Origin of the sequence: Methylobacterium sp. OAE515 (assembly GCF_041806315.1) — a bacterium.
GTDB lineage: Bacteria > Pseudomonadota > Alphaproteobacteria > Rhizobiales > Beijerinckiaceae > Methylobacterium > Methylobacterium tardum.
Map to the genome: position 1 here is coordinate 1,529,969 of NZ_JBGMUV010000001.1, position 26,292 is coordinate 1,556,260.

General features: G+C 70.6%; 24 protein-coding genes. 12 read left to right on the forward strand and 12 right to left on the reverse strand.

Annotation, left to right across the window (positions count from 1 at the left end):
• The 6 genes from ABIE45_RS07560 to ABIE45_RS07585 form a co-directional block, all read right to left on the reverse strand.
• A complete protein-coding gene (locus tag ABIE45_RS07560; protein WP_192706144.1) occupies positions 1–1,011 on the reverse strand; it encodes an ABC transporter permease in 1,011 nt (336 codons plus the stop codon).
• Positions 1,008–2,270, reverse strand: coding sequence for an extracellular solute-binding protein (locus ABIE45_RS07565; protein ID WP_192706145.1), 1,263 nt, complete (start codon positions 2,268–2,270; stop codon positions 1,008–1,010). Before ABIE45_RS07565 ends, ABIE45_RS07560 begins: the two co-directional genes overlap by 4 nt.
• Positions 2,271–2,287: 17 nt before the next feature.
• Positions 2,288–3,283 (reverse strand): ABC transporter ATP-binding protein, encoded by a 996-nt coding sequence (locus ABIE45_RS07570; protein ID WP_192706146.1) that lies wholly within the window; start codon positions 3,281–3,283, stop codon positions 2,288–2,290.
• A 48-nt stretch (positions 3,284–3,331) separates the two neighbouring features.
• A complete protein-coding gene (gene hydA, locus ABIE45_RS07575) occupies positions 3,332–4,759 on the reverse strand; it encodes a dihydropyrimidinase (protein WP_192706147.1) in 1,428 nt (475 codons plus the stop codon).
• A 246-nt stretch (positions 4,760–5,005) separates the two neighbouring features.
• Positions 5,006–6,100: a helix-turn-helix domain-containing protein gene (locus ABIE45_RS07580; protein ID WP_192706148.1), complete on the reverse strand. Its 1,095-nt coding sequence runs from the start codon at positions 6,098–6,100 to the stop codon at positions 5,006–5,008.
• Positions 6,097–6,657: an isochorismatase family protein gene (locus tag ABIE45_RS07585; protein WP_192706149.1), complete on the reverse strand. Its 561-nt coding sequence runs from the start codon at positions 6,655–6,657 to the stop codon at positions 6,097–6,099. The genes ABIE45_RS07580 and ABIE45_RS07585 overlap by 4 nt, the downstream gene beginning before the upstream one ends.
• Before the next feature lie 120 nt (positions 6,658–6,777).
• Between ABIE45_RS07585 and ABIE45_RS07590 the strand changes: the two genes are divergently transcribed.
• The 3 genes from ABIE45_RS07590 to ABIE45_RS07600 all read left to right on the forward strand — a co-directional run bounded on the left by ABIE45_RS07590 (position 6,778) and on the right by ABIE45_RS07600 (position 9,040).
• A complete protein-coding gene (locus ABIE45_RS07590; RefSeq protein ID WP_192706150.1) occupies positions 6,778–7,491 on the forward strand; it encodes a Sir2 family NAD-dependent protein deacetylase in 714 nt (237 codons plus the stop codon).
• A 218-nt stretch (positions 7,492–7,709) separates the two neighbouring features.
• Positions 7,710–7,934: a hypothetical protein gene (locus ABIE45_RS07595; protein WP_192706151.1), complete on the forward strand. Its 225-nt coding sequence runs from the start codon at positions 7,710–7,712 to the stop codon at positions 7,932–7,934.
• A gap of 311 nt (positions 7,935–8,245) precedes the next feature.
• Complete coding sequence (locus ABIE45_RS07600) at positions 8,246–9,040, forward strand: DUF1194 domain-containing protein (RefSeq protein ID WP_192707307.1); 795 nt, start codon at positions 8,246–8,248, stop codon at positions 9,038–9,040.
• A gap of 245 nt (positions 9,041–9,285) precedes the next feature.
• On the opposite strand, the gene ABIE45_RS07605 is transcribed toward ABIE45_RS07600, so the two are convergent.
• From ABIE45_RS07605 to ispG, 6 genes are all read right to left on the reverse strand, one after another.
• A complete protein-coding gene (locus ABIE45_RS07605) occupies positions 9,286–9,669 on the reverse strand; it encodes a hypothetical protein (protein ID WP_192706152.1) in 384 nt (127 codons plus the stop codon).
• A gap of 74 nt (positions 9,670–9,743) precedes the next feature.
• Positions 9,744–12,074, reverse strand: a complete 2,331-nt coding sequence (locus ABIE45_RS07610) for a xanthine dehydrogenase family protein molybdopterin-binding subunit (RefSeq protein WP_192706153.1) — start codon at positions 12,072–12,074, stop codon at positions 9,744–9,746.
• Positions 12,071–12,550, reverse strand: a complete 480-nt coding sequence (locus ABIE45_RS07615) for a (2Fe-2S)-binding protein (RefSeq protein WP_192706154.1) — start codon at positions 12,548–12,550, stop codon at positions 12,071–12,073. Before ABIE45_RS07615 ends, ABIE45_RS07610 begins: the two co-directional genes overlap by 4 nt.
• Before the next feature lie 453 nt (positions 12,551–13,003).
• Complete coding sequence (locus ABIE45_RS07620; protein ID WP_192706155.1) at positions 13,004–13,339, reverse strand: hypothetical protein; 336 nt, start codon at positions 13,337–13,339, stop codon at positions 13,004–13,006.
• A gap of 207 nt (positions 13,340–13,546) precedes the next feature.
• Positions 13,547–15,556 carry a potassium transporter Kup gene (locus ABIE45_RS07625; protein ID WP_192706156.1) on the reverse strand — a complete coding sequence of 670 codons (2,010 nt, stop codon included), beginning with the start codon at positions 15,554–15,556 and terminating at the stop codon, positions 13,547–13,549.
• A 423-nt stretch (positions 15,557–15,979) separates the two neighbouring features.
• Entirely contained in the window at positions 15,980–17,308 is a 1,329-nt protein-coding gene (gene ispG, locus ABIE45_RS07630) for a flavodoxin-dependent (E)-4-hydroxy-3-methylbut-2-enyl-diphosphate synthase (RefSeq protein ID WP_192706157.1), read from the reverse strand.
• A 353-nt stretch (positions 17,309–17,661) separates the two neighbouring features.
• Here ispG and ABIE45_RS07635 point away from each other — a divergent pair, with 353 nt between their 5' ends.
• The 9 genes from ABIE45_RS07635 to deoA all read left to right on the forward strand — a co-directional run bounded on the left by ABIE45_RS07635 (position 17,662) and on the right by deoA (position 26,281).
• Positions 17,662–18,789, forward strand: a complete 1,128-nt coding sequence (locus ABIE45_RS07635; protein ID WP_192706158.1) for a patatin-like phospholipase family protein — start codon at positions 17,662–17,664, stop codon at positions 18,787–18,789.
• A gap of 233 nt (positions 18,790–19,022) precedes the next feature.
• Positions 19,023–20,714, forward strand: coding sequence for a CHASE3 domain-containing protein (locus ABIE45_RS07640; RefSeq protein ID WP_192706159.1), 1,692 nt, complete (start codon positions 19,023–19,025; stop codon positions 20,712–20,714).
• 118 nt (positions 20,715–20,832) lie between these two features.
• Positions 20,833–21,387, forward strand: a complete 555-nt coding sequence (locus tag ABIE45_RS07645) for a glutathione peroxidase (protein WP_192706160.1) — start codon at positions 20,833–20,835, stop codon at positions 21,385–21,387.
• A 56-nt stretch (positions 21,388–21,443) separates the two neighbouring features.
• Positions 21,444–22,079 carry a sigma-70 family RNA polymerase sigma factor gene (locus ABIE45_RS07650; protein ID WP_209578322.1) on the forward strand — a complete coding sequence of 212 codons (636 nt, stop codon included), beginning with the start codon at positions 21,444–21,446 and terminating at the stop codon, positions 22,077–22,079.
• Positions 22,080–22,172: 93 nt separating this feature from the next.
• Positions 22,173–22,937: an anti-sigma factor gene (locus ABIE45_RS07655; protein ID WP_192706162.1), complete on the forward strand. Its 765-nt coding sequence runs from the start codon at positions 22,173–22,175 to the stop codon at positions 22,935–22,937.
• A gap of 73 nt (positions 22,938–23,010) precedes the next feature.
• A complete protein-coding gene (gene cdd, locus ABIE45_RS07660; RefSeq protein ID WP_192706163.1) occupies positions 23,011–23,439 on the forward strand; it encodes a cytidine deaminase in 429 nt (142 codons plus the stop codon).
• A complete protein-coding gene (locus ABIE45_RS07665; protein WP_192706164.1) occupies positions 23,432–24,256 on the forward strand; it encodes a purine-nucleoside phosphorylase in 825 nt (274 codons plus the stop codon). Before cdd ends, ABIE45_RS07665 begins: the two co-directional genes overlap by 8 nt.
• Entirely contained in the window at positions 24,249–24,980 is a 732-nt protein-coding gene (deoC, locus tag ABIE45_RS07670; protein WP_192706165.1) for a deoxyribose-phosphate aldolase, read from the forward strand. Before ABIE45_RS07665 ends, deoC begins: the two co-directional genes overlap by 8 nt.
• A 2-nt stretch (positions 24,981–24,982) precedes the next feature.
• Entirely contained in the window at positions 24,983–26,281 is a 1,299-nt protein-coding gene (gene deoA, locus ABIE45_RS07675; RefSeq protein ID WP_192706166.1) for a thymidine phosphorylase, read from the forward strand.
• Positions 26,282–26,292 lie beyond the last annotated feature (11 nt).

Here is a 26,292-nt window from a genome sequence, read left to right on the forward strand (position 1 = left end):
CTACAGCTCCCGCCGGAGGTCGATCATCCGGGTGAGCCCCAGGATCATCAGCAGCACGGCGGCGAGCAGCACCACGGCGTTGGCGGCGGCGGCCGGGAATTGCAGGTAGGACATCTGCACCTGGATGACCTTGCCGACGCTGGCGATCTGCTGTCCGCCCATGACGCCCACGGTGACGAAGTCGCCCATCACCAGGGTCGTCACGAAGATCGTCCCGATGGCGATGCCGGGCTTGGCCAGCGGCAGGATCACGTTCCAGAGGATCTGCGCGCCGGACGCGCCGCCGTCGCGCGCCGCCTCGATCAGCCGCCGGTCGATGCGCGCGAGGCTGTTGAAGATCGGCACGATCATGAACACCGTGTCGAGGTGCACGAAGGCCAGGACCACCGCGAAGTCGGAGTAGAGCAGACCGTCGATCGGCGCGCGGATCAGCCCGAGGGTGCGGAGCGTGTCGTTGACGAGGCCGTTGCGGCCGAGCAGCGGGATCCACGAGATCATGCGGATCACGTTCGAGGTCCAGAACGGGATCGTGCAGAGCAGGAACAGGCCCATCCGCACCGTGCCCGAGCGGATGTGGAAGGCCAGGAAGTAGGCGATGGCGAAGCCGAGCGGCAGGGTGATCGCCAGCGTCAGCACGACGAACTTCACCGTCGACATGTAGGTGCGCATCGTGGTGCAGAGGTCGGCCGACAGGCAGCCGTCGAACACGTCGGCGTAGTTCTGCAGGGTGAGCGCCGGGATGATCTCGTACTCGTTGTACTCCCAGAGCGAGACGATCCCGGTGAGCACCAGCGGCACCACGAGGAAGACAAGGAAGACAAGGGCCAGCGGCGCGGCCTGGAGGTAGGCGAGGGCGCGGCGGGGCTGAAAGGGCGCGACGCGACTCTCCTCCCCCTTGTGGGGAGGAGCCGGAGGTGGGGGTGGTGCAGGATCGAGCGGTGCGGTGCCGTCTGCACCACCCCCACCCCTGCCCCTCCCCACAGGGGGGAGGGGAAAGGTGAGCCCGCTCACGCCGCGATGAACTCGTTCCACTTGCGCACCATGTAGGTGTTCTCGTCCATTACGGCGTTCCAGCAGGCGACCGCGCCCATCCGCGCCTCGAAGGAGCCGCCGTCGCGGGTGGCGCCGGCCTTCTCGATCAGGGTGCCGTCGGGGCCGAGGATGTCCTTCTCGGCCGGCTTGCCCTCCATCCAGAAAGCCCACTCGTAGGGCTGCATGTTCGCTTGGGCGGTCTCCAGCACCGCCGAGTAGTAGCCCTGCCGGTTGAGGTAGGCCCCGGCCCAGCCGGATAGGAACCAGTTGATGAAGTCGTAGGCCGCGTCGAGCTTCCGGCCGCTCAGGGTCTTGGGGATGCCGAAACCCGAGGCCCAGGCCCGGTAGCCCTCCTTCAGCGGTTGGTAGGTGCAGGGCACGCCCTGCGCGCGGACCTTGGTGACGGCGGGCGACCACATCGACTGGATCACCGTCTCGCCCGAGGCCATCAGGTTGACGGATTCGTTGAAGTCCTGCCAGAAGGCGCGGAACTGGCCGGCGCGCTTGGCCTCGATCAGCACCTTGATGGTGCGATCGATCTCGGGCTTCGTCATGTTGCCCTTATCGCCGTAGGTGTAGTCACCGGTCGCCTCCACCACCATGGCGGCGTCCATGATGCCGATCGACGGGATGTTGAGGATCGAGGCCTTGCCCTTGAAGGCCGGGTTCAGGAGCTCCTTCCAGCTCGTGACGGGCACCTTGATCAGGTCCGGCCGGATGCCCAGCGTGTCGGCGTTGTAGACCGTGGGGATCAGCGAGATCCACTGGGTCTGTTCGCCGGCAAATTTCTTGGACTCCTGGCCTTCCAGGTAGAAGACCTTCTTGGGCGCGGTGCCCTGGTCGCCGATCTTCTTGCCCGCCACCTCGCCCTTGGTGAAAACGGAAGAAATCTTGTCGGCGAGGTTGATCCGCCTGGCGTCCATGCCCTGCAGGTTGCCCGAGGGCAGGATCTTCTTGAGGCTGAAATACTCGGTGTCGATCAGGTCGAAGGAGTTCGGCTGGGTGACCGCGCGCTTGGTCACCTCGTCGGTGACCACCGGGATGTACTCGATGGTCAGGCCGAGATCCTCCTTCACCTTCCGGGCGATGTCGGCGGACTGGTTCACCGCGGTGCCGAGGTAGCGCAGGGTGACGGGCTCGGCGGCGTGCACCGCCGGGAAGCCGGTCACCGGCGTCGCGGCGAGCGCGGCGGCGCCCTTCAGGAGCGTGCGCCGGCTCGGCTTCTGGGGCAGGTCCATGGTCGTCTCCGGGGCTGTCAGGCGTCGAGGCGGTGGGCGGCGGACGCGTCCCAGCCGACCGGGATCGTGTCGCCGAGATGGAACGGGCGGGCCGCGAACGCCGCGTCGCTGAGGATGGCGGTGAGGGCGGCGGGGCTCTCGGGCGCGCGCTCCAGCCCCTCGGCGTCGAGGCCGACATGGACGCTGGTGCCCTGGTACTCGACCGCCACCACCCGGGCCGGCAGGGCGGCGGGCCCGGCCTCGGCGCCGAGCCGCATCCGGTCGGCCCGCACGGCGACGAGGCCCTCGGGCAGCCGGATCACGTTGTGGCCGCCGATGAACCGGGCCACGAAGGCGGTGGCCGGACGCTCGAACACGGTGCGCGGGTCGGCGGCCTGCTCGATCCGGCCGGCATTCATCACCACCACGAGGTCCGAGAGCGCCATCGCCTCCTCCTGGCTGTGGGTGACGTGGATGAAGGTGAGCCCCAGCTCGGTCTGGATCCGCTTCAGCTCCACCCGCATCCGCACCCGCAGGAACGGGTCGAGGGCGGAGAGCGGCTCGTCGAGCAGCAGCACCTTCGGGCCGGTGACCAGGGCGCGGGCGAGGGCCACGCGCTGCTGCTGGCCGCCCGAGAGCTGGGCCGGCAGGCGCCCGGCGAGGTGGCCCATCTGCACGAGGTCGAGCATCGCCATCGCCTTGGCGCGGCGCTCCGCCTTGCCGATTCCGCGCATCTTGAGGCTGAAGGCGACGTTGTCGCGCGCGTCGAGATGCGGGAACAGCGCGTAGCTCTGGAACATCATGGCGGTACCGCGCTCGGCCGGGGCCGCGTCGCCCACCGCCTTGGGGCCGATCACGACGTCGCCCGCGCTGGCGTGCTCGTGGCCGCCGATCATCCGGAGCGTCGTGGTCTTGCCGCAGCCGGAGGGGCCGAGCAGGCAGCAATAGGCGCCGGACGGCACCTTCAGGTCGATGCCGTCGACCGCAATGGCCGCGCCGTAGCGCTTGGTCAGGCCGATCAGCTCGACGTCCATGCGGTTCTCCCCCGGGCGCTGCAGGCAAGCGGCGGGCCAGCGTGACCGTCAGGCCTCCCGCCGCTCGGCCGGGTCGACCGCCCGGTCGAGCACCCGTCCGCGTCCCGGCGCGGAGAGAACCTTGCCGTCCTCGGCGATCACCTCACCGCCCGCGATGGTCACCACCGGCCAGCCGGTGACCTCAAAGCCTTCCCACGGTGTGTAGTCGGAGCCGTGGTGCAGGTTCGCCTGGCGGATGGTCTCGCGCTTGTTCGGGTCCCACAGGGTCAGGTCGGCATCGAAACCCGGGGCGATCGAGCCTTTACGCGGGTAGAGGCCGTACAGCTTGGCGTGGTTCGTGGCGGTCAGCGCGGCGAACTGGTTGAGGCTGATTCGCCCCTTCGAAACCCCTTCCGAGAAGAACACCGGTAGCCGCGTCTCGATGCCGGGGATGCCGTTCGGGATCCAGCGGAAGGAGGTCTTACCCCGCGGGTTCAGCTTGCCCTGCGGGTCGTCGTAGCGGAACGGGCAATGGTCGGACGAGACCACGTCGAAGATCCCGCGCCGGATCCCCGACCAGACCGCCTCCTGGCTCTCGACGTCCCGCGTCGGCGGTGAGCAGACGTACTTCGCCCCCGCCATCGAGTCATCGTGGCCGAGCCCCTTCATGTCCTCGGCCGTCAGCGTCAGGTATTGCGGGCAGGTCTCGGCCCGGATCTTCAGGCCCCGTCCTTGAGCCCAGGCGATCTGCTCGGTGGCCTCGCGGCCCGAGACGTGGACGATCACGATTGGCAGGTCGATCAGCTCGGCGTGGCTGATCGCCCGGTGGGCCGCCTCCCGCTCGACGATCTCGGGGCGCGACAGGGCGTGGCCGTAGGGTTTGGTCTCGCCCGCCCGCTCCAGCCGCTCGCTGAGATAGCGGATCGCGTCGTAGCCCTCGGCGTGGACCATGACCCGGGCGCCCTGCCGCCGCGCGACGTGGAACACGTCGAGGAGCTGGCGGTCGTTCAGGACGAGGTCGTCGTAGGTCATGAAGACCTTGAACGAGGTGTAGCCGTCGGCGACCAAAGCCGGCAGCTCCTGGCCGAGCACCGCCTCGGTCGGGTCCGAGATGATCATGTGGATCGCCACATCGACGTGGCACTGACCCTCGGCCTTGGCCCGGTAGGCGTCGACGGCGCCGCGCAGGGAGTCGCCCCGGGGCTGAAGCGCGAACGGCATCACGCAGGTATTGCCGCCGGCCGCCGCCGCCCGGGTGGCGCTGGCGAAGTCGTCGGCCATGACGATGCCGGGGCCGGATTCCTGGGCGATGTGGACGTGGCTGTCGATGCCGCCGGGCAGGACCAGCAGGCCGGAGGCGTCGATCACCCGGGCGGCGTCGGCGATGCCCTCGGCCACGGCGACGATCCGGCCGCCGCGCACGCCGATATCGGCCCGGACCGTGTCGCTCGCCGTGACCACCGTGCCGCCCCGGATGGCAAGGTCGAATTCGGGCATGCCGCTCACTCCTCCGCGCCAACGGGCGCGCCGGGCCGATGCAGGGTCCGCGCCGATTCGGGCGGACGGGGTCGGCACGGCAGGAGGTCACAGGCGGCCGTTCGGGTCCAGCGCGGGCCGCGCCGCGCGAGCGGAACGGCCTGACGCCAACGGTTTCCGATCGAGGCCTTCGGCCGTCGTCGCTCGCGCCGTCATCACGAGCGCAGCGAAGTGACCCAGGGCTGCGCGACGCCGGTAAGCGGAGCGCTATCCTCGATTGCTTCGCTGCGCTTGCAAGGACGGCTGATGCGCGGAGTTCCAGGCAGAACCCCGGCCTTCGGGCTGCGGGATGACCGGCCCGGACGCCTCATCCGAGGATCCGGAGCGCAGGCTCGACGGCGCCGCCGGGTGGAACTGCCGCCAGACGCGGCGCATGTGCCGGGCGGAGCCGAAGCCGGCCCGCTCGGCGACCTGCTCCAGGCCGAGGTCACTCTGGGCGATCAGGTCCCGGGCCAGCGCCACGCGGGACCGGTTGATCGCGTCCGTCACGGTCATGCCAGCGTGGAGCCGGAACAGCCGCGCGAGGTTGCGCGGGCTCGCGCCCACGACCCGGCCGAGCAGCGCCGGCGACCAGTCCCGGGCCGGGTCGGCGGCGATCGCGTCCTGGGCCCGATGCACCGCCGGGTGCAGGTGGCTGCGCCCCTCGAGCCAGGGCGAGAGCTGGGGATCGTCGGGCCCGCGCCGCATGTACACGACGAGCGTCCGCGCGACGGCGACCGCCGTCGCCGGTCCCGCCCACTCCGCCACGAGGTGCAGCATCAGGTCGATGCCGGCCGTGACGCCGGCGCTGCTGAACCGGTCGCGGTCCTGGACGAACAGGCGGTTCTCCAGGACCCGGGCCCGGGGCGCCGCCGCCATCAGCCGGTCGCAGCTGGCATGGTGGGTGGTGCAGGCGTAGCCGTCGAGGAGCCCGGCCCGCGCCGCCAGCAGGGCGCCCTCGCAGACGGTCGCGACGGTGTGGCCCGGCCGGATGAGGGCGCGCAGCCACGCGACGATCTCGGCCTCCGCGTCGGCGTCGGCTGCCGAGTCGGGCGCGTCGCCGAGCACCTGCGTCGCGGAGCCCGGCAGGAGCACGATTGTCCCGTCGGCTACCGTATCCGGCAGAGGTCCGGCACCGCCCAGGTCGAGCCCAATCGAGCAGCGGGTGAGCGCCCGCGGCGCCGCGTAGGCCACCGCGAAGCCGACCCGGTCCTGGACGGTGCCGGCGATCCGCAGCACCTCCAGTGGGCCGGCGAGGTCGAGCAGCAGCGCGCGCGGCGGCAGGACCACGAGGACCGGGATGTGCCGCGCCGTCCCGCTCATGCGGCGACCGGCAGGTCCGGGCCGGCCAACGCCTGGTCCACGGTGGCGATCCGGGCGAAGCGGTCGGTCAGCACCAGCTCGGTCCGGGCCTTGATGTCGTCCGCGCCGAAGCGGCGGCCGTCCGGGTGGGTCATGGCGAAGGTCAGGGTGGCTTCCGTCACGTAGTCGATCTGCCAGCCGCTGTCGGAGGCGTGGCGGGCCGTGGTCTCGCAGCACTGCTCGGTCCGGATGCCCGACACGATCAGCCGGCGAATGCCGTGCTGCGTCAGCCAGCCGGACAGGCCGGTCTCGACCAGGGCGCTGTGCCGGCGCTTGTGGAAGGTGGCCGTCGGCGCGATCACGATCGGTTCGAGGGTGCGGACATGGCCGGAAGCGATGGCGAACGGTCCGCTCTCGGCGACGTGGAAGACCTGCAGGACCGGGATCTGCCGCGCGGCGGCGCCGTCGATGAGTGCCTGCAGACGCTGGGTGAAGGGCGGGACATCGGCGTCGTTCCAGAAGGGCCTATGCCGGAAGGATTCCTGGACATCGATGACCAGCAGCGCAACATCGGACATTTCGTGTTTCCCGCTCAGTAAAGCGAGCCGCAGCATTCACCGGTTGGACGCTGCGGGAAAGAAACCGCACCGCCAACCAGCGGACATATCCGGCCAATCTCCGACGCGCAGGAGCCGCCCATGACGGGACATCCCAAGACGATCTTCGTGCTGACCGGGGCCGGCGTCTCGGCCGAGAGCGGGCTCGGCACGTTCCGGGATCGCGGCGGCCTCTGGGCGCGGTTCGACCCGATGAAGCTCGCCACCCCCGAGGCCTACGCGGCCGACCCCGACACGGTGCTCGATTTCTACGATCATCGCCGCCGCGGCGTGGTCGCGGCCGAGCCGAACGCCGCGCATCGCGCCCTGGCGCGGGCCGAGGCGCGGATCGCCGCGCGGGGCGGGCGGCTGTTTCTGTGCACGCAGAACGTCGACGACCTCCACGAGCGGGCCGACTCGCGGGCGGTCACCCACATGCACGGCGAGTTGCTCAAGGCCCGCTGCTGCGCCTGCGGCGCCGTCACGCCGTGGCGCGCCGACCTGAGCCGAGCGGACAATTGCCCCGCCTGCGGCGCACCGGACCGGATGCGGCCGGACGTGGTCTGGTTCGGCGAGATGCCGATGCATCTCGACGCGATCGAGGCGGCGCTGGCCGCAGCCGACCTGTTCGTGGCCGTGGGCACGTCGGGGGCGGTCTACCCGGCGGCGGGCTACGTGCGGCAAGCCCAATCTCTCGGCATCCCGACCTGCGAGATCAACCTCGAACCGTCGGACAACGCCGATGCCTTCGACGAGGCGCGCTACGGGCCGGCGAGCGAGGCGCTGCCGCGCTATCTGGCCGATCTTGGTCTGTGACGAGCCAAACTCCGGCAAGCCTCTGAAAGGACTGGATTTCTGATCCAGGTTTCAGCTGCCGCGGACGCGCGACAGCGTTTTGAGGCCCGCGAATCACGTCCGTGCGAGCTGTCAAGAACTGGTCGGGCAGTTGCCCACGGGTTACAACAGTCAAGCTCGGGATCGGCGTCGCGGCCTACCCGAGCGTTCGTTGAAGCCACAAGGGGAAGCAACTACCCATGCAGCACTTCACCGTAACCGACCGCGAGCGTGACACCGTCCTGGCGGCGCTGCGCTATTACCAGTTCTACCGGATGCAGGGGCATCCGTTCGATCCCCGACAGGATCACCTGATCGACACCATCGCCGGCCGGGCCGGCGATGCGCTGGACCTCGCCGAGATCGACGATCTCTGCGCCGGCCTGAACGGCAACCCGCACGCGTTCGGCGCCGCGGCCGCCTGAGCCCTCTCCGGGGCGGTCGATGCCGTCCCCGACTGCCCCGCGGCCGGCCCAGGGATGAGGCCGGAGGACGGGCCGCCTCCGAGATGAGCGGGTCACCGCCGCCGGAGCCGAGCTATCCTCACCGGGGCCGGGCATCTGCCCGATCGACACCCCGCCGACGCGCATTCGGGATCTCCCACGGCGCGTCGGCCCGACGGGCGGGTCCGCACGACGGGCCCCCCGAAAGGCCGGTTTCGCGCGACGTCGAAACGTGGCCTAACGGATGCGCGACGGCCGCAGGGCCGCGCCTTCCGGGAGCGCCGAGGCCGATGATGCGGACGGGTTCGCGACGGATCCGCCGCGGCGTGCTGCGGGGCGCCGGCCTCCTGCTCCTCGGGCTCGCGCCCGCCAAAGCCGAGCCCGTCAAGGCCGCGCCCGAGAGCGTCGCCACCGCGCTCATCGTCTCCGTGGACGTCTCGCAACCCGTCGACGAAGCGCGCTTCCGGCTGCAGATGGAGGGCATCGCCGAGGCTCTGGAGGATCCGTCGGTCCTCGGCGCGATCACCGGCAATCCGGGCGGGATCCTGTTCGCGATAGTGACCTGGGCGGACCGGGCGGACCTCGCGGTCGGCTGGCGGCGGATCGCTGGCCGGGCCGACGCGGCCGCCGTCGCCGCGCTGGTCCGGGCCACCCCGCGTCAGGCGGGCGAGTTCACCTGCCTCGGCCAGATGTTCCGCACGGTGACCGCCGCCGTGCTCCCGGCGCTGCCGGTTCCGGCCGAGCGCGTGGTGATCGACGTCTCCGGCGACGGGATCGACAACTGCACCGACGCCGACAGCCTCGCGGAGGCGCAGCGGACGCTGCTCGACACCGGCGCGACGGTCAACGGCCTGCCGATCCTGGTGCCGGGCGAGAACGACGTGGTGGGGGCCGGGGCCTGCCGGGCGCCCGGCTACGGCCTGCTCCCGACGCCGCTGCCGCAGGAGCGCACGAGCCTGGAGCAATGGTACCGCGCCCACGTCATCGGCGGCCCGGGCGCGTTCCTGCTGGCGGCCGCCGGCTACGGCGACTTTTCGCGGGCACTGCGTCGGAAATTCGTGATCGAGATCAGCGCGCTGGGTCGGTAGGGGCTCTTGCCTCGGGCGTACGTCACGCGGATCGAAGCGCGCTTGCGGCCGGCATTGAGCCCACGGCGAGGGGCCGGCGTGGACCTGACGAAGGCTCCCGGTGTCGCTTCTCCCCGTGATCACGAACGAAGCGAAGTGACCCAGGGCAGCGCGATCTCGGATAGCTTGGCGTGACCCTGGGTTGCCTTACTCCGCTCGCAAAGACGGTGGGATCGAAGCAGACAACCAAAAAGCGTATCAGCGCCTCACGGCGCCTTCTTCAACTGCTGCTCGGCGCGGGTGAGCGCCGCCTCGCACGCCTTCACGTCGCCCTTCTGATCCGCCGTGCGCGCCTCTTCCAGGGCGACCTTCGCCTGCTGGGCGGCGTCCGCCCCCTGGCCGGCCTGGGCCGACTTCTCCGGCGGCGCCTGCGGCGACTCGTTTGCCCGCTGTCCCTCCGTCCCGGTGAGCCCCTCACCGCCGCGCTTGGCGGCGTTGCCCTGGCCGCTGGTGTTGGCCGAGATCGACTGGCTCACCTCGGACTGGACGCGCTTCGACACGCTGTCGATCCGGTCGCCGCAGGGCGAGGCGAGGGCGGGGGCCGCCGTCAGGATCAGGGTCAGGCAGGCCGTCAAGGCAGGACGCATCATCGGGTCGGGTACTTTCCAAAAAGAAGGGGCCGCGGGTTCCCCCACGGCCCCAACGTCTCGCGACGGGTGACGGTTCAGGCGCTCAGCTGATCGCGGATCGGCAGCTGCCGGACCCGGCGGCCGGTGGCCGCGAAGATCGCGTTGGCGATCGCCGGCGCCACCGGCGGCACGCCGGGCTCGCCGACGCCGCCGAGTGGCCCGTCATAGGAACCGGTCGGCACGAGGTGCACGCGGACCACCTTCGGGGCGGCGTCGATCCGGAGGACCTCGTAGCCGTCGAAGTTGTTCTGCACCGCCCGGCCCTGCTTGAAGGTGATCTCGGAGGTGAGCGCCAGCCCCATCCCCATGACCACCGCACCCTCCATCTGCGAACGGATGCGCTCCGGGTTCACCTGCGGCCCGCAATCGACCGCGATGTCGATCGCCTTCACCTTCACCTGGCCCTTGTCGTCGACCTCCACCTCGGCCGCCACCGCCGTGTAGGTGACGAAGCTGTAGTGGCCGGCGACGCCAAGGCCGCTGCCCTTGGGCATCTGCCGCCCCCAGCCCGCGCCCTTGGCGGCCGCCTCGATCACGCCGCGCAAGCGGCCGGTCTCGATCGGGTAGCGCTTGGGATCCTCGCCGTAGTTCCAGACGTCGCCGATCTCGGTCGGGCTGATCTTGCGATCGGGTCCGATGAGGTCGAGCAGGTACTCCTTCGGCTCGCGGCCGGCGGCGTGCGCCAGCTCCGACACGAAGGACTGGATCGCGAAGGCGTGCGGGATGTTCGACACCGATCGGAACCAGCCGATCCGGACATGGGCGGCGGCCTCGGGGTTCTCCAGCCGCATGTTCGGAATGTTGAGCGGCGTGTTGACCAGTCCCATCCCGAGCTCGAACGGCAGCTCGTGCTTCGGGTCGGGCGCGAAGATCGAGCCGATCGTCGGCGCCACCGAGCGGTGCAGCCACGCCACCGGCATGCCCTTCTCGTCGAGGCCGGCCTCCAGATGCTCCACCGAGATCGTGTGATAGAAGCCGTGGTGGAGGTCGTCCTCGCGGGTCCAGGCGAGCTTCACCGGCGCGCCGCCAACGGCCTGCGAGCAGAGCGCCGCCTCGACCACGTAGTCGGGCTTGGACTTGCGCCCGAACCCGCCGCCGAGCAGCGTCACGTTCACCTTGACCTTGTCGTCAGGCAGCTTGAGCGCCTTCATCAGGCGGTCGTTGGCCGCCTGCGGACCCTGCACGCAGGCCCAGGCCTCGCAGAACCCGTCCTTCACGCGGGCGACCGCCGCCGGGGGCTCCATCGGCGCCTGGGCGAGGTGGGGCACGAAGTACTCGGCCTGGACGCGCGTCTTGGCCTTGGCCAGGGCGCCGTCGACATCGCCCTGCGTGCGCACGACCTTGCCGGGCTTGCGGGCCGCGGCCTCCAGCTCCTTGCGGAACGCGTCGGTGTCGTAACCGGCGTTCGGGCCGTCGTCCCAGGTGATCTTGAGGGCGTCCCGCGCCTTCATGGCCGACCACGTGTTCTTGGCCACCACCGCCACGCCGCCGAGTGGCATGAACTCGGACGGGATCTCGCCGCCGTCGATCTTGAAGATCTTCACGACGCCCGCGACCTTCTTGGCCTCGCTGTCGTCGAACGACTTCACCTTGCCGCCGTAGACCGGCGGGCGCGCGACGACCGCGTACAGCATCCCGTCGAGCTTGGTGTCGAGGCCGTAGATCGCCTTGCCGGTGGTGATGTCGAAGTTGTCGATCAGCCCGACCTTGCCGGTGCCGATGTAGCGGAAGTCCTTGGGATCCTTCAGCTTGACGTCGGTCGGAACCGGAAGCTCGGCGGCGGCCTGGGCCACCGCGCCGTAGCCGAGGGTGCGGGCCGACTTGGCGTGGCTCAGCGTGTGGTTGACCGCCGTCACCTCGGAGGCCGGCACGCCCCACTGCTTGGCGGCGGCCTGGATCAGCATCAGCCGCGCGGCGGCGCCGGCGTGGCGGAAATGCTGGAAGAAGTGGCGGGTCGAGCGCGAGCCGTCCGTGTCCTGGTTGCCGAAGCGGGTCTCGTCGCCCCAGGCCTGGACCACCTTCACCTTCGACCAGTCGGCCTCCAGCTCGTCGGCGACCGTGAAGGCCACCGAGGTGCGGATGCCCTGGCCCATGTCGGAGCGGTGGTTGGTCACCGTGACGGTGCCGTCCGGCGCGATCGCGACGAAGACCTTCGGATCGTCGCGCCAGCCATGCGGCATGCCGTCGGCGCCGAATTTCTGCTCCTTCTGCTCCTGGGTCTGGGTCTCGTCGGCCCGGGCGGGGCGCAGCGAGAGGGCCAGCACCAGGGCGCCGGCGCCGCCGAGGATGCCGCGGCGGCTGACATTGTCGAGGGCCGGCTTGGTGCCGGCGGCGCGCTCAGCGCTCAGCTTGGCGTCGTGGATCACAGGCGCTCTCCCTTGCTGGCGGGCGCGGTCTGGCCGGCGGCCTGATGGATCGCGGTGCGGATGCGCGGATAGGTGCCGCAGCGGCAGATGTTGCCGCTCATCGTGTCGTCGATGTCCTGGTCGGTAGGCTTGGGCGTGTCCTTCAGGAGGGCGGCGGCCTGCATGATCTGGCCGCACTGGCAGAAGCCGCACTGCGCGACGTTCTGGTCGCGCCACGCCACCTGCACGGGGTGGTTGCCGTCCGGCGACAGCCCCTCGATGGTGACGACCTCCTGGCCCTCGGCCGCCGAGACCGGGGTGATGCAGGCACGGGTCGCCGCGCCGCCGAGATGGATGGTGCAGGCGCCGCAGAGCGAGACGCCGCAGCCGAACTTGGTGCCGGTGAGCCCGAGCTCGTCCCGCAGGTACCACAGCAGCGGCATGTCGGGGTCGCCGTCGAAGCTGCGCGCAGCCCCGTTCACGGTGAGTTTGATCATCGTTGCGTCCTGTCTGGCGGCGCCGGAGCGGCGTTCAGTCGGGTCCGAGCCGGGCCTGGGGCCGGTGCCGGCTTTGCCGGCTCACGCGTGCCGATGCGGGGAAGATCGCCGGGCAAACGCTCAAGCTCAGAATAATAAATATTCTAAAGCAGGCCCTGTCCCGGGCGCAACGCACGGACGGGGAAGGTCATCCTCGCTTGGTTGCGCTCAGGTCATGCCGCGTGCGGCGGCGCACATGATGTGCGTGGCCGTGGGAACAGCTCGAGGTTGTGTCCAATCGGCCGGCGCGGCTCGTCAGGCCCTGCCACCGAGTGTTGCAGGATCAACCTGCCGATCAGAGGCCCGGATCCCATCCTGAGGGAGGAGCGATTTGGCGCCGCCGCGGGACCCCCGCCAGAGTTGCCCCGCGGCCAGTGACAAGGGTGCCGAACAGCCGGCGCGCGAGCCCGGCGCTCACCCGTCGAAGATCTTGTCGTCCCCGATCAGAAGGTCACGCCCGTTCTTCGGCATGGGGAAGCCGTAGCCTCTCCCGGGCCTGTCGAACACCAAGATGCCCGCTTTGTGATAGGCGCTGGCATAAAGCGCGATGCCGATTTTCTGAAGCGTGAGGTGGAGCGCTTGGAAGGCGTCCACGCCAGCGCCGAAGCTCTCTTCCGGAGCGGTCGGCCATGAAATTGTATAGCGGCAGATCCACATCCCGTCGGCGTCTTCAGGCGCGTGCATCGTAACCTTGCACGCTTTGGGCTCGGGTCCGTCCTCTATCGAGAGAGATCGCTCTGCGATCACCATGGTTCGACCTCGAGAAGTCGCAAGGACTCATTCGGCTGATCTCGGAGACTTGCCTATGTGCCGCTCCGACTCAAGCGCGGAAACTGAATGTCTATTCGGCGAAAAAAGGCTCGAAAAATCGTATGGCTGTGTAAATCTTGGCGGCGGAAGCGCAGCATCAGTCTGAACTGTGAATCGGATTTATTCTGTGTCGGCGAGGCCGCCCGCCTACACGGTCACCTGCGTCCCGACCTCCACCACACGCCCGGTCGGAATCTGGAAGAAGTCAGTCGCATCGTTGGCGTTCTTGGCCAGCGTGATGAAAATCCGGTCCTGCCAGAGCGGCATGCCCGAATGGGCGGCCGGCCGGATCGAGCGGCGCGACAGGAAGAACGACGTCGCCATGATGTCGAACTTGAAGCCCTGGCGGCGCAGCAGAACCAGGGTCTTCGGGATGTTCGGCGTCTCCATGTAGCCGAACTTCATCACGACCTTGAAGAAATGTGGGCCCACCGGCTCGATCCGCACCTTGTCGGCCTCGTTGGATCGGGGCGTGTCCACCGTCTCGACGGTGAGGATCACGTTCTTCTCGTGCAGCACCTTGTTGTGCTTGAGGTTGTGCAGGAGCGCCGCCGGGGCGATCTCGGGGTCGCTCGTCAGGAACACCGCGGTGCCGCGGACATGGTGCGGCGGGCTCTTCTCCAGCATGCCGACCAGTTCCACGAGCGGCACGTCGGTCTTGCGCGTCTTGTTGAACAGGATCGTGACGCCGCGCACCCAGGTCCACATCAGGATGATCAGGCCGCCGGCGAGCAGCAGCGGCACGTAACCGCCCTCCACCACCTTGATCAGGTTGGAGAGCAGGAACAGGAATTCGAGGATGATGAAGGGCAGCATCACGGCGGCCGCCGCCACCGGCGACCAGCCCCACATCCGCCAGATCACCAGGAAGGTCATGGAGGCGGTGAGCAGCATCGTGCCGGTCACCGCGATGCCGTAGGCCGAGGCGAGCGACGAGGAAGTCTTGAACAGCACCGCCAGCAGCACGACGCCGATCATCAGCAGCCCGTTGATCTGCGGCAGGTAGATCTGGCCGGCATGCGACTCGGAGGTGTGGCGGATCTCCAGCCGTGGCAGCAGGCCGAGCTGGATTGCCTGCCGGGAGAGCGAGAACGCCCCGGTGATCACCGCCTGGCTCGCCACCACGGTCGCCAGCGTCGCCAGCACCACCATCGGCAGCAGGCCCCAGGCCGGGACCAACTGGAAGAACGGATCGGCGGTATCGGGCTTCTCCAGCACCAGGGCCGCCTGCCCGAGATAGTTGAGCGCGAGCGCCGGGAAGACGAGGCAGACCCAGGCGACCTGGATCGGCTTGCGGCCGAAATGCCCGAGATCGGCGAACAGGGCCTCGGCGCCCGTCACCGCCAGGAACACCGCGCCGAGCGCCACCAGCGCCCCGCTGCCGTGGCCGAGCAGGTAATGCACCGCGTACCAGGGGTTGATCGCCCGGAACACCTCCGGGTGCAGGCCGATATGCGGCAGCGCCGCGAGCGCCATGGCGACGAACCACACGACGGTCATCGGCCCGAAGAAGGCCGCGACCTTGGCGGTGCCACGGTTCTGCACGAGGAACAGGGCGACGATGATCGTCACGGTGATCGGCAGCACGTAGTCGTTCAGGGCCGGGGTGACGAGCTTCAGCCCCTCCACGGCCGAGAGCACCGAGATCGCCGGGGTGATCACCGCGTCGCCGTAGAACAGCGAGGCGCCGAGCAGCCCCAGCATGAACACGATGCGCGAGCCGCCGAGCGCCTTCCGGGCCAGCGCCATCAGCGAGAGGATGCCGCCCTCGCCGTTGTTGTCCATGCGCAGCAGGATCGCGACGTATTTCACCGTCACGATCATGAACAGCGCCCAGAGGATCAGCGAGACGGTGCCGATCACCTCCTCTGGCAGCAGGATGCCGTCGGTGCGGGCCGGGACCAGCGCTTCGCGGAACGCGTAGAGCGGGCTCGTGCCGATATCGCCGTAAACGACGCCCACGGAGCCGACCAGCAGCGTCCAGAAGCCGGCATGGCCGTGGCGCGTCTCGGCCTTCTCGGGGGCATCGAGCGTGCCGGAGGTGGCCGGCCCCTGGATGGAACCCTCGCCCTCGGCCGCCGGAGCGGCCTCGCGCGGGGCGTCGGGCGCCGCGGGCGCGGGCTGGGCTGCTACGCCGGGTGCGAAGGTTTGGCTCATGTGGATGTCGGAAGCTTGGGCGTGGCCGGCGCTTCGCGGTTCGGCTCAGGGGCCAGTCGGGGCCGGGCAGAAAACGCGAAGACTCCGCCGAACCGCGCGGGACGGCCACCGGGCCGACCTTTCACGGGATCGTGCCGCGTTGCTACCACGGCCGCGTGCAGGCGGAAACCGTGTGCAGATGCGAAGAGCGCGGAGCTGGGTCTCGGCGCGGTGGGCCCAGACCTGGCCGCCGTCCCGTCATCCCGGGGCCGCGGAGCGGAGCCCGGGATCCAGAGCCGCCGACGCGCTCAGACTTTGCACCGCCAGCGGTTCTGGATTGCCCGCCTCCGGCGTGCCCCTCCGGGTCCGAACTCGCCTGCGGCGCCCCGGAATGACGGTGCGGGAGACTGATCTTCCGGTCGGAGGAGACCCGCCCCGCGCCTCTTACTCGGCGGCGGTGCGCGTCCCGCCCTGCTGGCCGAATCGGCGCTCGATGTAGTCGATGACGATCGTCTCGAAATCCTTGGCCAGCGTCGGGCCGCGGAGCGTCATCGCCTTCTTGCCGTCGATGAAGACCGGCGCGGTCGGGGTCTCGCCGGTGCCGGGCAGCGAGATGCCGATGTCGGCGTGCTTCGATTCGCCCGGGCCGTTCACGATGCAGCCCATCACGGCGACGTTCAGCCCCTCCACGCCCGGATAGGTCTTCTTCCACTCCGGCATCGAGGTGACGATCCAGTTCTGGATGTCGCGGGCCAGTTCCTGGAAGGTCGTCGAGGTCGTGCGGCCGCAGCCCGGGCAGGCCGCCACCATCGGCACGAAGGTGCGGAACCCCATGGTCTGCAGGAGTTCCTGGCTGGCCTTCACCTCGACGGACCTGTCGCCGCCCGGCTCGGGGGTCAGGGAGTAGCGGATCGTGTCGCCGATCCCCTCTTGGAGCAGCACGCCGATGGCGGCCGAGGCGGCGACGAGGCCCTTCGAGCCCATGCCGGCCTCGGTCAGGCCGAGATGGATCGCGTAGTCCGAGCGGCGCGCCACCTCGCGGTAGACCGCGATCAGGTCCTGCACCGCCGAGACCTTGGCCGAGAGGATGATCTTATTCTGCGGCAGGCCGAGTTCCACGGCCCGGTCGGCCGAGCCGATCGCCGAGCGGACCATCGCCTCGCGCATGACCGCGCGGGCATCGATCGGCCGCGGCAGCTTGGCGTTCTCGTCCATCAGGTGGGTGAGCAGCTCGCCGTCGAGGGAGCCCCAGTTGGCGCCGATCCGCACGGTCTTGTTGTGCTTGATCGCCTGCTCGATGATCGACGAGAACTGCGTGTCCTTCTTGTCCTTGAAGCCGACGTTCCCGGGGTTGATCCGGTACTTGGCCAGCGCCTCGGCGCAGGCCGGGTGGTCGGCGAGCAGCTTGTGGCCGATGTAGTGGAAGTCGCCCACCAGCGGCACGTGGACGCCGATCCGGTCGAGGCGCTCGCGGATCTTCGGCACCGCGGCGGCCGCCTCGTCGCGGTCGACCGTGATGCGCACCAGCTCCGAGCCGACCCGGGCGAGCTGCGCGACCTGGGCCACCGTGGCGTCGATATCGGCCGTGTCGGTGTTGGTCATCGACTGGACGACGATCGGTGCGCCGCCGCCGACCGTGACCGCGCCGGCGCCCTCGCCGACCGTGACGCCAACCGTGCGGTGGCGCGGGGCGGGGCCTGCGATCTCCGGACCGCCGCCGGCCAGCGGGTTCTCGGCGGGGATTTCGGAACGGGTGGCTTCCATGACTTCCATCGTGGACCTTCGCGTGCGCGTCTCGCGGGCCGTGGGAGCCCTGAGGGGCTGCCGGACCGGTCCGGGGACGCGCCTCGCCGGGACTTCGGGGCTGCCTTTGGTTAGCTGCGGACGACCCGGCGCCGCGTCAAGCCGGCGCCGCGCAGGACAGCATCGCGCATGACAGCATCGCCGCTGTCATGTCGTATCCGGGCGCGGATGTCGAGTTTGCTCGGCACGCCGCCGGGTTTTCGTCGGCGTCTGTTGCCGATTCGCGCGGGGCCCGTCCGGGTCGCGCTTCGGGCCGCAACCCTGATGCGCGGTTGATGCTGCAGCGCAGCATCCCATCTTCGGTCCTGTTCGAGGAGGCCATCATGAGCGAGCATTCCGGCGAAGCTGCGCCGCAGAACCCCGCGACGGCCGTGCCCGAGGGTCCGGTCTCGGACGCGATCGAGGCCGTGTCCGCGCAGCCGACCGGTCAGGTTCTGTCCGGACCTCGGGCCGAGAAGCCGGTCTCCCTGGCGCTGCAGGGCGGGGGCGCGCACGGCGCGTTCACCTGGGGCGTGCTCGACGCCCTGATCGAGGACGGACGTCTCGCCTTCGAGGCGGTGACGGGGGCAAGCGCGGGTGCGATGAACGCCGTCGTTCTGGTGGACGGCTGGCTCAAGGGCGGCCCGGACGGCGCCCGCGACGGGCTGGAGCGATTCTGGCGCGAGGTCAGCCTCGACGGCGATCTCGGGCCGGCCCAGCGCAACGTCGTCAGCGGCCTGTTCAGCCTGTGGAAGGGCAATCCGGTGGCCGAGTTCTGGGCCAAGATGCTGTCGCCCAGTCCCTACGTGTCGAACCCGCTCAACATCAACCCGCTGCGCAAGGCGCTCGCCGAGCAGGTCGATTTCGACCGCCTGCGCGCGGCCGACACGGCGGGCCTGTTCGTCTCCGCCACCAACGTCTGGACCGGCAAGCTCGCGGTGTTCGAGCGCGAGCGCCTGACCATCGACCACCTGATGGCGTCGGCCTGCCTGCCCACGGTCTTCCAGGCGGTGGAGATCGACGGCGTGCCGTACTGGGATGGCGGCTATCTCGGCAATCCACCCCTCTATCCGCTCCATCGCGGCGCCCGGACGCGCGACATCCTCCTCGTACAGATCAATCCCGTGGAGCGGCGTGAGACGCCGCGCACCGAGAGCGAGATCCGCGACCGGCTCAACGAGATCACCTTCAATGCCAACCTGATGCGGGAATTGCGGGCCATCGACTTCCTCGACGGGCTGATCGAGGAGGGGACCCTGGGCCAGGGGCAGTACCGCCGGGTCTTGGTCCACCGCATCGATGGCACCGACGCCCTGGAAGCGTACAACGCGGCGTCCAAGCTCGACGCGCGGTGGACCGTGTTCAAGCGCCTGCGCGACAAGGGCCGGGCCGCCGCGCAGGCCTGGCTCGCCGAGAATTACGAGCGGGTCGGCCGGGACTGCACCGTCGATCTGCAGCAGGCGTATCAGTAATGCCGCCCGAGTCACAGTTGTTGAGCGATTTTGGTGATTAAAACTTTTCCGTTTAAAGACCGGTGGTCGCAAATAAAGCAGTAGAAAATCAGTTTTGACGTTGATTTATGCGGCTGGATGCACGTTGATGGAGCGGATTTTTGCGATGACGGCTTGATTTTTACAGAGATCATCTACCTGATCCGCGCGAAATGGTTGCCCCGTCGGGCTCCATCGTGAGGGCGGGGCGGTTCATGGGCGTTCGATTGGCCGATCTCAGGATCAGCGTGAAGATTGCGCTGACCATGGCGGTAATGCTGGCGATCACAGTCGGCGTCTCGGTGATCTCCCTCCGGAACGTCGGCCAGATCGAGGAAGCGGAGACTTGGACCGTCCACACCCACGAAGTCCTGTCCGAGATCGGCCGGATGACCACCGCGATGATCGACCGTGAAACCGGGTTGCGCGGCTACCTGATCTCCGCCGATCCCCGCTTCCTCGAGCCCGAGGCGGCGGGCCGGGCGACCTTCGCGGCGGCCTGGGCCGCGGCGCGAGACCTGACGGCGCGCAACGCGTCGCAGCAGGCGAGACTCGCGGACCTGAAGGTGCTGGCCGAGGAGTGGAGCCGCACCGTCGCGGATCGCGAGATCGCCCTGATGAAGGATCCGTCGACCCGGGACGAGGCGCGGCGCATCGAGAGTTCGGGGACCGGCAAGGCGGCAATGGACGGTCTGCGCGCGAAGGCGGCCGAGCTGACGAAGACCGAGCAGGATCTCCTCAAGATCCGCGCCGCGGGCTCGACGGCGGCCATCGCGTCGTCGCGCACCGCCAGCTTCGTCGGCTTCGGATTGATGGTGTTCGCGGCCCTTGCCGGGCTGGCGCTCCTGCAGGTGAGCATCGCCCGTCCGATCCACGCAATCACGGGGACGATGACCCGGCTGGCCGCGGACGAGCTTTCGGTGGCGGTCCCGGGCGTCGGGCGCGGCGACGAGATCGGCGCGATGGCCGATGCCGTGCAGGTCTTCCGGGACGGGCTCGCCCGGGCCAAGGTCCTGGAGTCGAAGGCGGCGGAGGCGCGGGACGCGCTGGACGCCCAACGCAAGGCGGCGATGCACGAGATGGCCGACGGCTTCGAGGCGGCGGTCGGCGGTGTCGTGCGCGCCGTCTCCGAGGCCGCAACCTCGCTGCAATCCACCGCCGAGACCATGAGCGTGGCCGCGACCGAGACCGCACGGCAATCGACCGCCGTGGCCTCGGCGGCCGAACAGGCGGCCTCGAACGTCAACACGGTGGCGGCGGCGGCCGAGGAACTCGGCGCCACGGTCGCGGAGATCGGCCGGCAGGTACAGAACTCGGCGGACTTCGCCGATGCGGCCGTCGCGGAGGCGGGAAAGTCCGCCGACCTCATGCAGACGCTGCGCGCGGGCGCCGCCCGGATCGGCGACGTGGTCGGCCTGATCTCGGGCATTGCGGCGCAGACCAACCTGCTGGCGCTCAATGCCACGATCGAGGCCGCGCGCGCCGGCGAGGCGGGCCGCGGCTTCGCGGTGGTGGCGAGCGAGGTCAAGGAGCTCGCGGGCCAGACGGCCAGAGCCACCGAGGAGGTCGCCAAGCAGATCGGCGAGATCCAGTCCTGGACCGGAGATGCGTCGGACGCGATCGCGGTCGTGGTCGGCCGCATCGGCGAGATCAGCGGGCAGGCCGGCGGGATCGCCGCGGCGGTCGAGCAGCAGGGCTCGGCGACCCAGGAGATCGTCCGGAATGTCGGGCAGGCGGCGCTCGGGACCGGAGAGGTCACGACCAGCATCGCGGGCGTGGCCCGCGCGGCCGAAGGCGCCGGCACGGCCGCGGCGCAGGTCCTAGACTCGGCCTCGGGCCTCTCGACCCAGGCCCGGAAGCTCGACGCGGAGATGCGCCAGTTCCTCGACTCGATCCGGGCGGCCTGAGGCGCAGCTGGCGTCTGCGACGAATCGACCCCGCGCGTGACGAAACCCCGCGCGGCGTGGCACGTTCGGGCACCTGCCATCGGGCGCGCGGTCGCCCCCTCGGAACGAGGCTGCCGTCATGACATTGCTGCGCCGGGAAGCCCTGATCCTGATCGGCGCCGGGCTCGCCGGCGGCGCGCATGCGGCCGATGGGCCGCGGGCGACCGATTTCGGTTTCGATACGCCGGAGGGCGGCCCGATGCCCCTCTCGGCCTATGCCGGCCGCCCGATCCTCGTGGTCAACACCGCGACGGCCTGCGGCTATGCCGGACAGCTCGCCGGCCTTCAGACGCTGTGGACCCGCTTCCGCGACCGGGGCCTCACGGTCATCGGGGTGCCCTCGCCGGATTTCGGCAATCAGGAGCCCCTGGACGGGCCGGCGATCGCGGAGGCCGCCCGGAAGAACCACGGCGTCACCTTCCCGTTGACCGCCAAGACCCGCGTGCGGATGCCGGGCGCCCACCCGTTCTACCGTTGGGCCGCGGCCGAGCGCCCGGCCGAGACGCCCCGCTGGAACTTCCACAAGTACCTGATCGCCCGCGACGGCACCCTCGCGGCCGCCTTCGCCACGCAGGTCGAGCCCACCGATCCGCGCGTGATCTCGGGGATCGCCGCCACCCTCGATCAGGCCTGAGCAACGCCGTGCGCGGGCGGAGGGATTAAACGTCCGCGCGTCCGCGTTCACACCCTATGGCATCGGATAAGAACAAGCGTCCCGACCTTCTCGATCTGCTCGTGCCGCTGCGGCGCTACGCGCGGTCGCTCACCCGCGACACGCTGCGGGCCGACGACCTCGTGCACGACACCCTGGTCCGCGCCCTGGAGATGCAGGGCTCGCTGCGCCCGAACACGAACCTGCGCACCTGGATGATGACGGTGCTGCACAACGCCTTCATCGACGAGCAGCGCCGCAGGCAGGTCGAGGCGCGCCACGCCGACACGCTGGTCCGGATGGCCGACGACATGGCGCCGCCGGCCCAGGAGGGCCGGGTCCGTCTCGCCCAGATCCGCCAGGCCTTTCTCACCCTGCCCGAGGAGCAGCGCGCCGCCCTGCACCTCGTGACCCTGGAGGGAATGGCCTATGCCGACGCGGCCGCCGTGCTCGGCATCCCGATCGGCACGCTGATGTCCCGCCTCGGTCGCGGCCGGGCGGCGCTGCGGGCCTTCGAGGAGGGCGCGCGGACCGACCGGGCCGCCGGTGAGGCGGAGTCCGGCCGATCCCCCGAGACACGGCGCGGGCCACCGTCGGCGCTGCGGCTCGTCGTGTCGGACGAGCCGCAGCGCCACTCGGTTTGGCCGCTCCGGCGGGCCGTCGGTGAGGCCTGAGGATAGGCCGGCACCGCCCGCGGTGCCGGCAGGATAGGACGATTGCGACCGGCGGATCGCCCTCCGGGCTACGCTGGATTCGAGGACTTCACGATGATTGATCCGATCACAGACGACGATCTCATCGCCTTCGTCGACGGGCAGATCGACCCGATGCGCCGCCTCGAGGTCGAGGCGCATCTGGCGGCCGATCCCGCAGCCGCGGCCCGGGTGATGGCCGAGATGCACGACCGCGACGCCCTCCGGGCCTGTTTCGAGCGTGTGCCGGGACCCGGGCCCGACCGGACCGTCGCGCTGGCGCGCCGTTTCGACCGGAACCTGCGCTGGCGCCGGGTGGCCTCGCGCCTGAAGCGGGCCGCCGCCATCGCGGTGCTCGTCGGCGCCGGTTGGCTCGCCCACGACGAGATCGGCCAGTTCGGCGTGCCCGATACCCTGGCGGCGACCCCGGATCCGGCGCTGCTGTCGGATGCCCGGCAGGCTCGCGCGGTGGCGCAGCTGCGCAAGAGCATCGCCGGGCAGGGCGACGGTCCGGTCTACGACCGGGCGCGCCTCCGCACCGTCACGGGCATCGACCTGCCGACCCTTCCGGAGGGCTGGCACGTGCGCGACATCCAGATCTTCCCCGCCCGGCACGGCACCGGCATCGAGATCGCGCTCGACGCCGGGACCTTCGGCGAGGCGTCGCTGTTCGCTACCCGCGGGATCCGCGGCGGTCCGGCGACGCTCACCGGCTCGGACGACGGCGACGTCCTCTCGTGGAATGCCGGCGACACCGCCTACGCCCTCAGCGGCCCGCGGGACGACGCGGATCTGCGCCAGGCCGCGAGCCTGCTCGGGGCCGGCGCGGCGATCCGCTGACCCTACCCTGACCGAACTTTGACCTCCGGTGGGGCCCTCGACAGGGCGCCCCGGCGGGTGCCAAAGATCGGCCATGCAGGCCGTCGGTTCAGGACACGAGGATGACGGGCTCGCCGCCCTGTTCGCGGCAGCCCGGTCTGTGCGCGAACGGGCGCACGCTCCGTATTCCCGCTTCCGGGTCGGCGCCGCGCTCCGCGACGAGGTCGGCGCGATCCATGCCGGCTGCAATGTCGAGAACGCCGCCTATCCGGTCGGCACCTGCGCGGAGGCGGGGGCGATCGCCGCGATGATCGCGGCCGGCGGCCGGCGGGTCGCGGCGATCCTGGTCTGCGGCGACGGCGCGGGCCTCGTGACGCCCTGCGGTGCCTGCCGCCAGCGCATCCGTGAATTCGCCGCGCCGGACACGCCGATCCACGCGGCCGGGCCGGAGGGTGTCCTCCGCAGCTTCACGCTGGCGGAGCTTCTGCCGGAATCCTTCGGTCCGGAGACGCTGGGTGAGTGAGGCGGCTGCCCTCGATACGCTGCGCGCCGCCGGCTTCGCGGGACCTTACGCCTGCGCGGTGGTCACCGGCACCGGCCTCGGCGGCATCGCCGCCGCCCTCGCGGACGCGATTGCCATCGACTACGCGGCGGTCCCCGGCTTTCCGGGGCCTGGCGTCAGCGGCCACGGGGGCCGGCTGCACCGCGGCACCCTGGCAGGGCGACCCGTCCTGGTGTTCGAGGGGCGGGCCCATGCCTACGAGCACGGCGATCCGGCGGTGATGCGCGTGCCGCTCGCCTGCGCCCGGCAGCTCGGCGCCCGGCGCCTGCTGCTCACCAACGCGTCCGGTTCGCTCCGGCCTGAGACCGGCCCCGGCAGCCTCGTGCTGCTCGCCGACCACATCAATCTCTCCGGCCTGAATCCCCTGATCGGTGAGGCCAGCGACGCCCGCTTCGTGCCGATGACCGAAGCCTATGATCCGGACCTTCGGGCGCGGCTCCGCGCGGCGGCCGCGGCCTGCGGTGTGCCTCTGGGAGAGGGCGTTTACGCGTGGTTCTCCGGCCCGAGCTTCGAGACGCCCGCGGAGGTTCGTATGGCGGGCATCCTCGGGGCCGATTGCGTCGGCATGTCCACCGTGCCCGAGGTCATCCTCGCCCGCTTCCTCGATCTGCCGGTCGCCGCGGTCTCGGTGGTGACCAATCTGGCGGCCGGGATTGCCGGGGGCGCGCCGCACCACGCGGAGACGAAGGCGGTGGCAGCCCGCGCCGCGGCGGATCTCGGACGCTTGGTCCGGGCCTTCGTGGCCGGCCTGCCCGACGGAGACATGTCCGATGAGTGATCCCGAAGCCGGCGCGGTCGCCCGCCGGGCGCTGCCACTCCTCGACCTCACCGATCTCGGCGAGACCTGCACCGAGACCAAGATCGATACCCTCTGCCGGGACGCGAAACGCGGCGGCGTGGCGGCGATCTGCGTCTGGCCCCGCTTCGTCGAGCAGGGCGCACGGGCGCTCGCGGGCACGGGGATCCGTGTCGCCACGGTGATCAACTTCCCGGCTGGCGGCGAGGATTGCGCCCGCGCCACCGACGACACCGCCGAGGCGCTGCGCGACGGGGCGAACGAGATCGACCTCGTCTTGCCCTACCGCGCCCTGCTGCGGGGCGACGCGGCCCTCGCCCGCGACATGGTGGAGGCCGTGCGCGACACCTGCGGCTCGGCGATCCTCAAGGTGATCCTGGAGACGGGCGAGCTCGCCGATCCGACGCGGATCCGGGAAGCCAGCCGGCTCGCCCTGGAGGCGGGCGCCGACTTCCTCAAGACCTCTACGGGCAAGAGCCCGGTCTCGGCGACTCCGGACGCGGCCGAGGCGATGCTCTCCGAGATCCGCGCGAGCGGCCGACCGGCGGGCCTCAAGGTCTCCGGCGGCCTGCGCAGCGTCGCCGACGCCGCGGCCTACCTCGCCCTGGCCGATCGGGTCATGGGGCCGGGCTGGATCACCCAGAAGACCTTCCGGCTCGGGGCGAGCAGCCTGTTCGAGACCCTGATGCAGGCGCGGGAAGTCTGAGGGTGCGGCTTCCCCAGGAGACGATCCGCGCCAAGCGAGACGGCCTGTCCCTCGACCCCGAGGAAATCCGCGCCTTCGTCCAGGGTCTCACCAACGGTGCGGTCGGGGAGGGACAGGCCGCGGCCTTCGCGATGGCGGTGTTCTTCCGCGGGCTCGCGCTGCCGGAGCGGGTGGCGCTGACCCGCGCCATGGCCGAGTCGGGCCGCGTCCTCACCTGGAGCCTGCCCGGTCCGGTGCTGGACAAGCATTCCACCGGCGGGATCGGCGACACGGTGAGCCTGCCGCTCGCTGCCATGGTGGCGGCCTGCGGCGGCTACGTGCCGATGATCTCCGGCCGGGGGCTCGGCCATACCGGCGGCACGCTGGACAAGCTCGGCAGCATCCCGGGCTACGACGCCACGCCGGGGCTCGACGCGTTCCGACGGGTTGTCGGGGAGGTCGGCTGCGCGATCATCGGGCAGACGGCCGACCTCGCCCCGGCCGACCGGCGCCTCTACGCGATCCGCGACGTGACCGGCACGGTGGAATCCCTCGACCTGATCACCGCGTCGATCCTGTCGAAGAAGCTGGCCGCGGGCCTCGACGGGCTGGTGATGGACGTCAAGCAGGGCTCCGGCGCCTTCATGGAGAGCCTGCCGGCGGCGCAGGCGCTGGCCGAGAGCATCGTCACGGTGGCGGGCGGCGCGGGCCTGCGCACGACCGCGCTGATCACCAACATGGACGCGCCGCTGGCCAGCGCCGCCGGCAACGCCGTCGAGGTCGCCTACGCGATCGATTACCTGACGGGCGTACGCCGCGAGCCGCGCTTCCACGCGGTCACGCTGGCGCTGGGCGCCGAGATGCTTGTGGCCGGCGGTCTGGCGCCGGATCGGGACGACGCTGCGGCGCGGCTGGAGCAGGCGCTCGCCACGGGCCGGGCGGCCGAGCGCTTCGCCCGCATGGTCACCGCCCTCGGCGGGCCGGGCGACCTCCTGGAAAAGCCGGCCCGGTCCCTGTCCGAGGCGCCGGTGCAGCGGCCGGTCCATCAGACCGGAACCGTCGCGGCAGTCGCGACGCGGGCGCTCGGCTTGGCGGTGATCGAACTCGGCGGCGGTCGCACCCGGCCGGAGGATGCCATCGACCCACGGGTCGGCTTCACCGATCTCGCCGGCCCCGGCGCGTCCGGCGGCCTGCTCGGGATCGTCCACGCCGCCGATGAGGCCGCGGCCGATCAGGCGGAGGCCGCCCTGCGGGCCGCCTATCGGATGGGGGCGGCGCCAGCGGAGCGGCCGGCCGTCATCGAGCGGGTGAGCGCCGGTTAGCGTCCGGCCCG

Bases quoted from the DNA above. Each gene is read 5' to 3' on its own strand.
- ABIE45_RS07565 (WP_192706145.1), bottom strand. From the start codon at position 2,270: ATGGACCTGCCCCAGAAGCCGAGCCGGCGCACGCTCCTGAAGGGCGCC.
- ABIE45_RS07570 (WP_192706146.1), bottom strand. From the start codon at position 3,283: ATGGACGTCGAGCTGATCGGCCTGACCAAGCGCTACGGCGCGGCCATT.
- hydA (WP_192706147.1), bottom strand. From the start codon at position 4,759: ATGCCCGAATTCGACCTTGCCATCCGGGGCGGCACGGTGGTCACGGCG.
- ABIE45_RS07580 (WP_192706148.1), bottom strand. From the start codon at position 6,100: ATGAGCGGGACGGCGCGGCACATCCCGGTCCTCGTGGTCCTGCCGCCG.
- ABIE45_RS07585 (WP_192706149.1), bottom strand. From the start codon at position 6,657: ATGTCCGATGTTGCGCTGCTGGTCATCGATGTCCAGGAATCCTTCCGG.
- ABIE45_RS07590 (WP_192706150.1), top strand. From the start codon at position 6,778: ATGACGGGACATCCCAAGACGATCTTCGTGCTGACCGGGGCCGGCGTC.
- ABIE45_RS07595 (WP_192706151.1), top strand. From the start codon at position 7,710: ATGCAGCACTTCACCGTAACCGACCGCGAGCGTGACACCGTCCTGGCG.
- ABIE45_RS07600 (WP_192707307.1), top strand. From the start codon at position 8,246: ATGCGGACGGGTTCGCGACGGATCCGCCGCGGCGTGCTGCGGGGCGCC.
- ABIE45_RS07605 (WP_192706152.1), bottom strand. From the start codon at position 9,669: ATGATGCGTCCTGCCTTGACGGCCTGCCTGACCCTGATCCTGACGGCG.
- ABIE45_RS07615 (WP_192706154.1), bottom strand. From the start codon at position 12,550: ATGATCAAACTCACCGTGAACGGGGCTGCGCGCAGCTTCGACGGCGAC.
- ABIE45_RS07620 (WP_192706155.1), bottom strand. From the start codon at position 13,339: ATGGTGATCGCAGAGCGATCTCTCTCGATAGAGGACGGACCCGAGCCC.
- ABIE45_RS07625 (WP_192706156.1), bottom strand. From the start codon at position 15,556: ATGAGCCAAACCTTCGCACCCGGCGTAGCAGCCCAGCCCGCGCCCGCG.
- ispG (WP_192706157.1), bottom strand. From the start codon at position 17,308: ATGGAAGTCATGGAAGCCACCCGTTCCGAAATCCCCGCCGAGAACCCG.
- ABIE45_RS07635 (WP_192706158.1), top strand. From the start codon at position 17,662: ATGAGCGAGCATTCCGGCGAAGCTGCGCCGCAGAACCCCGCGACGGCC.
- ABIE45_RS07640 (WP_192706159.1), top strand. From the start codon at position 19,023: ATGGGCGTTCGATTGGCCGATCTCAGGATCAGCGTGAAGATTGCGCTG.
- ABIE45_RS07645 (WP_192706160.1), top strand. From the start codon at position 20,833: ATGACATTGCTGCGCCGGGAAGCCCTGATCCTGATCGGCGCCGGGCTC.
- ABIE45_RS07650 (WP_209578322.1), top strand. From the start codon at position 21,444: ATGGCATCGGATAAGAACAAGCGTCCCGACCTTCTCGATCTGCTCGTG.
- ABIE45_RS07655 (WP_192706162.1), top strand. From the start codon at position 22,173: ATGATTGATCCGATCACAGACGACGATCTCATCGCCTTCGTCGACGGG.
- cdd (WP_192706163.1), top strand. From the start codon at position 23,011: ATGCAGGCCGTCGGTTCAGGACACGAGGATGACGGGCTCGCCGCCCTG.
- deoC (WP_192706165.1), top strand. From the start codon at position 24,249: ATGAGTGATCCCGAAGCCGGCGCGGTCGCCCGCCGGGCGCTGCCACTC.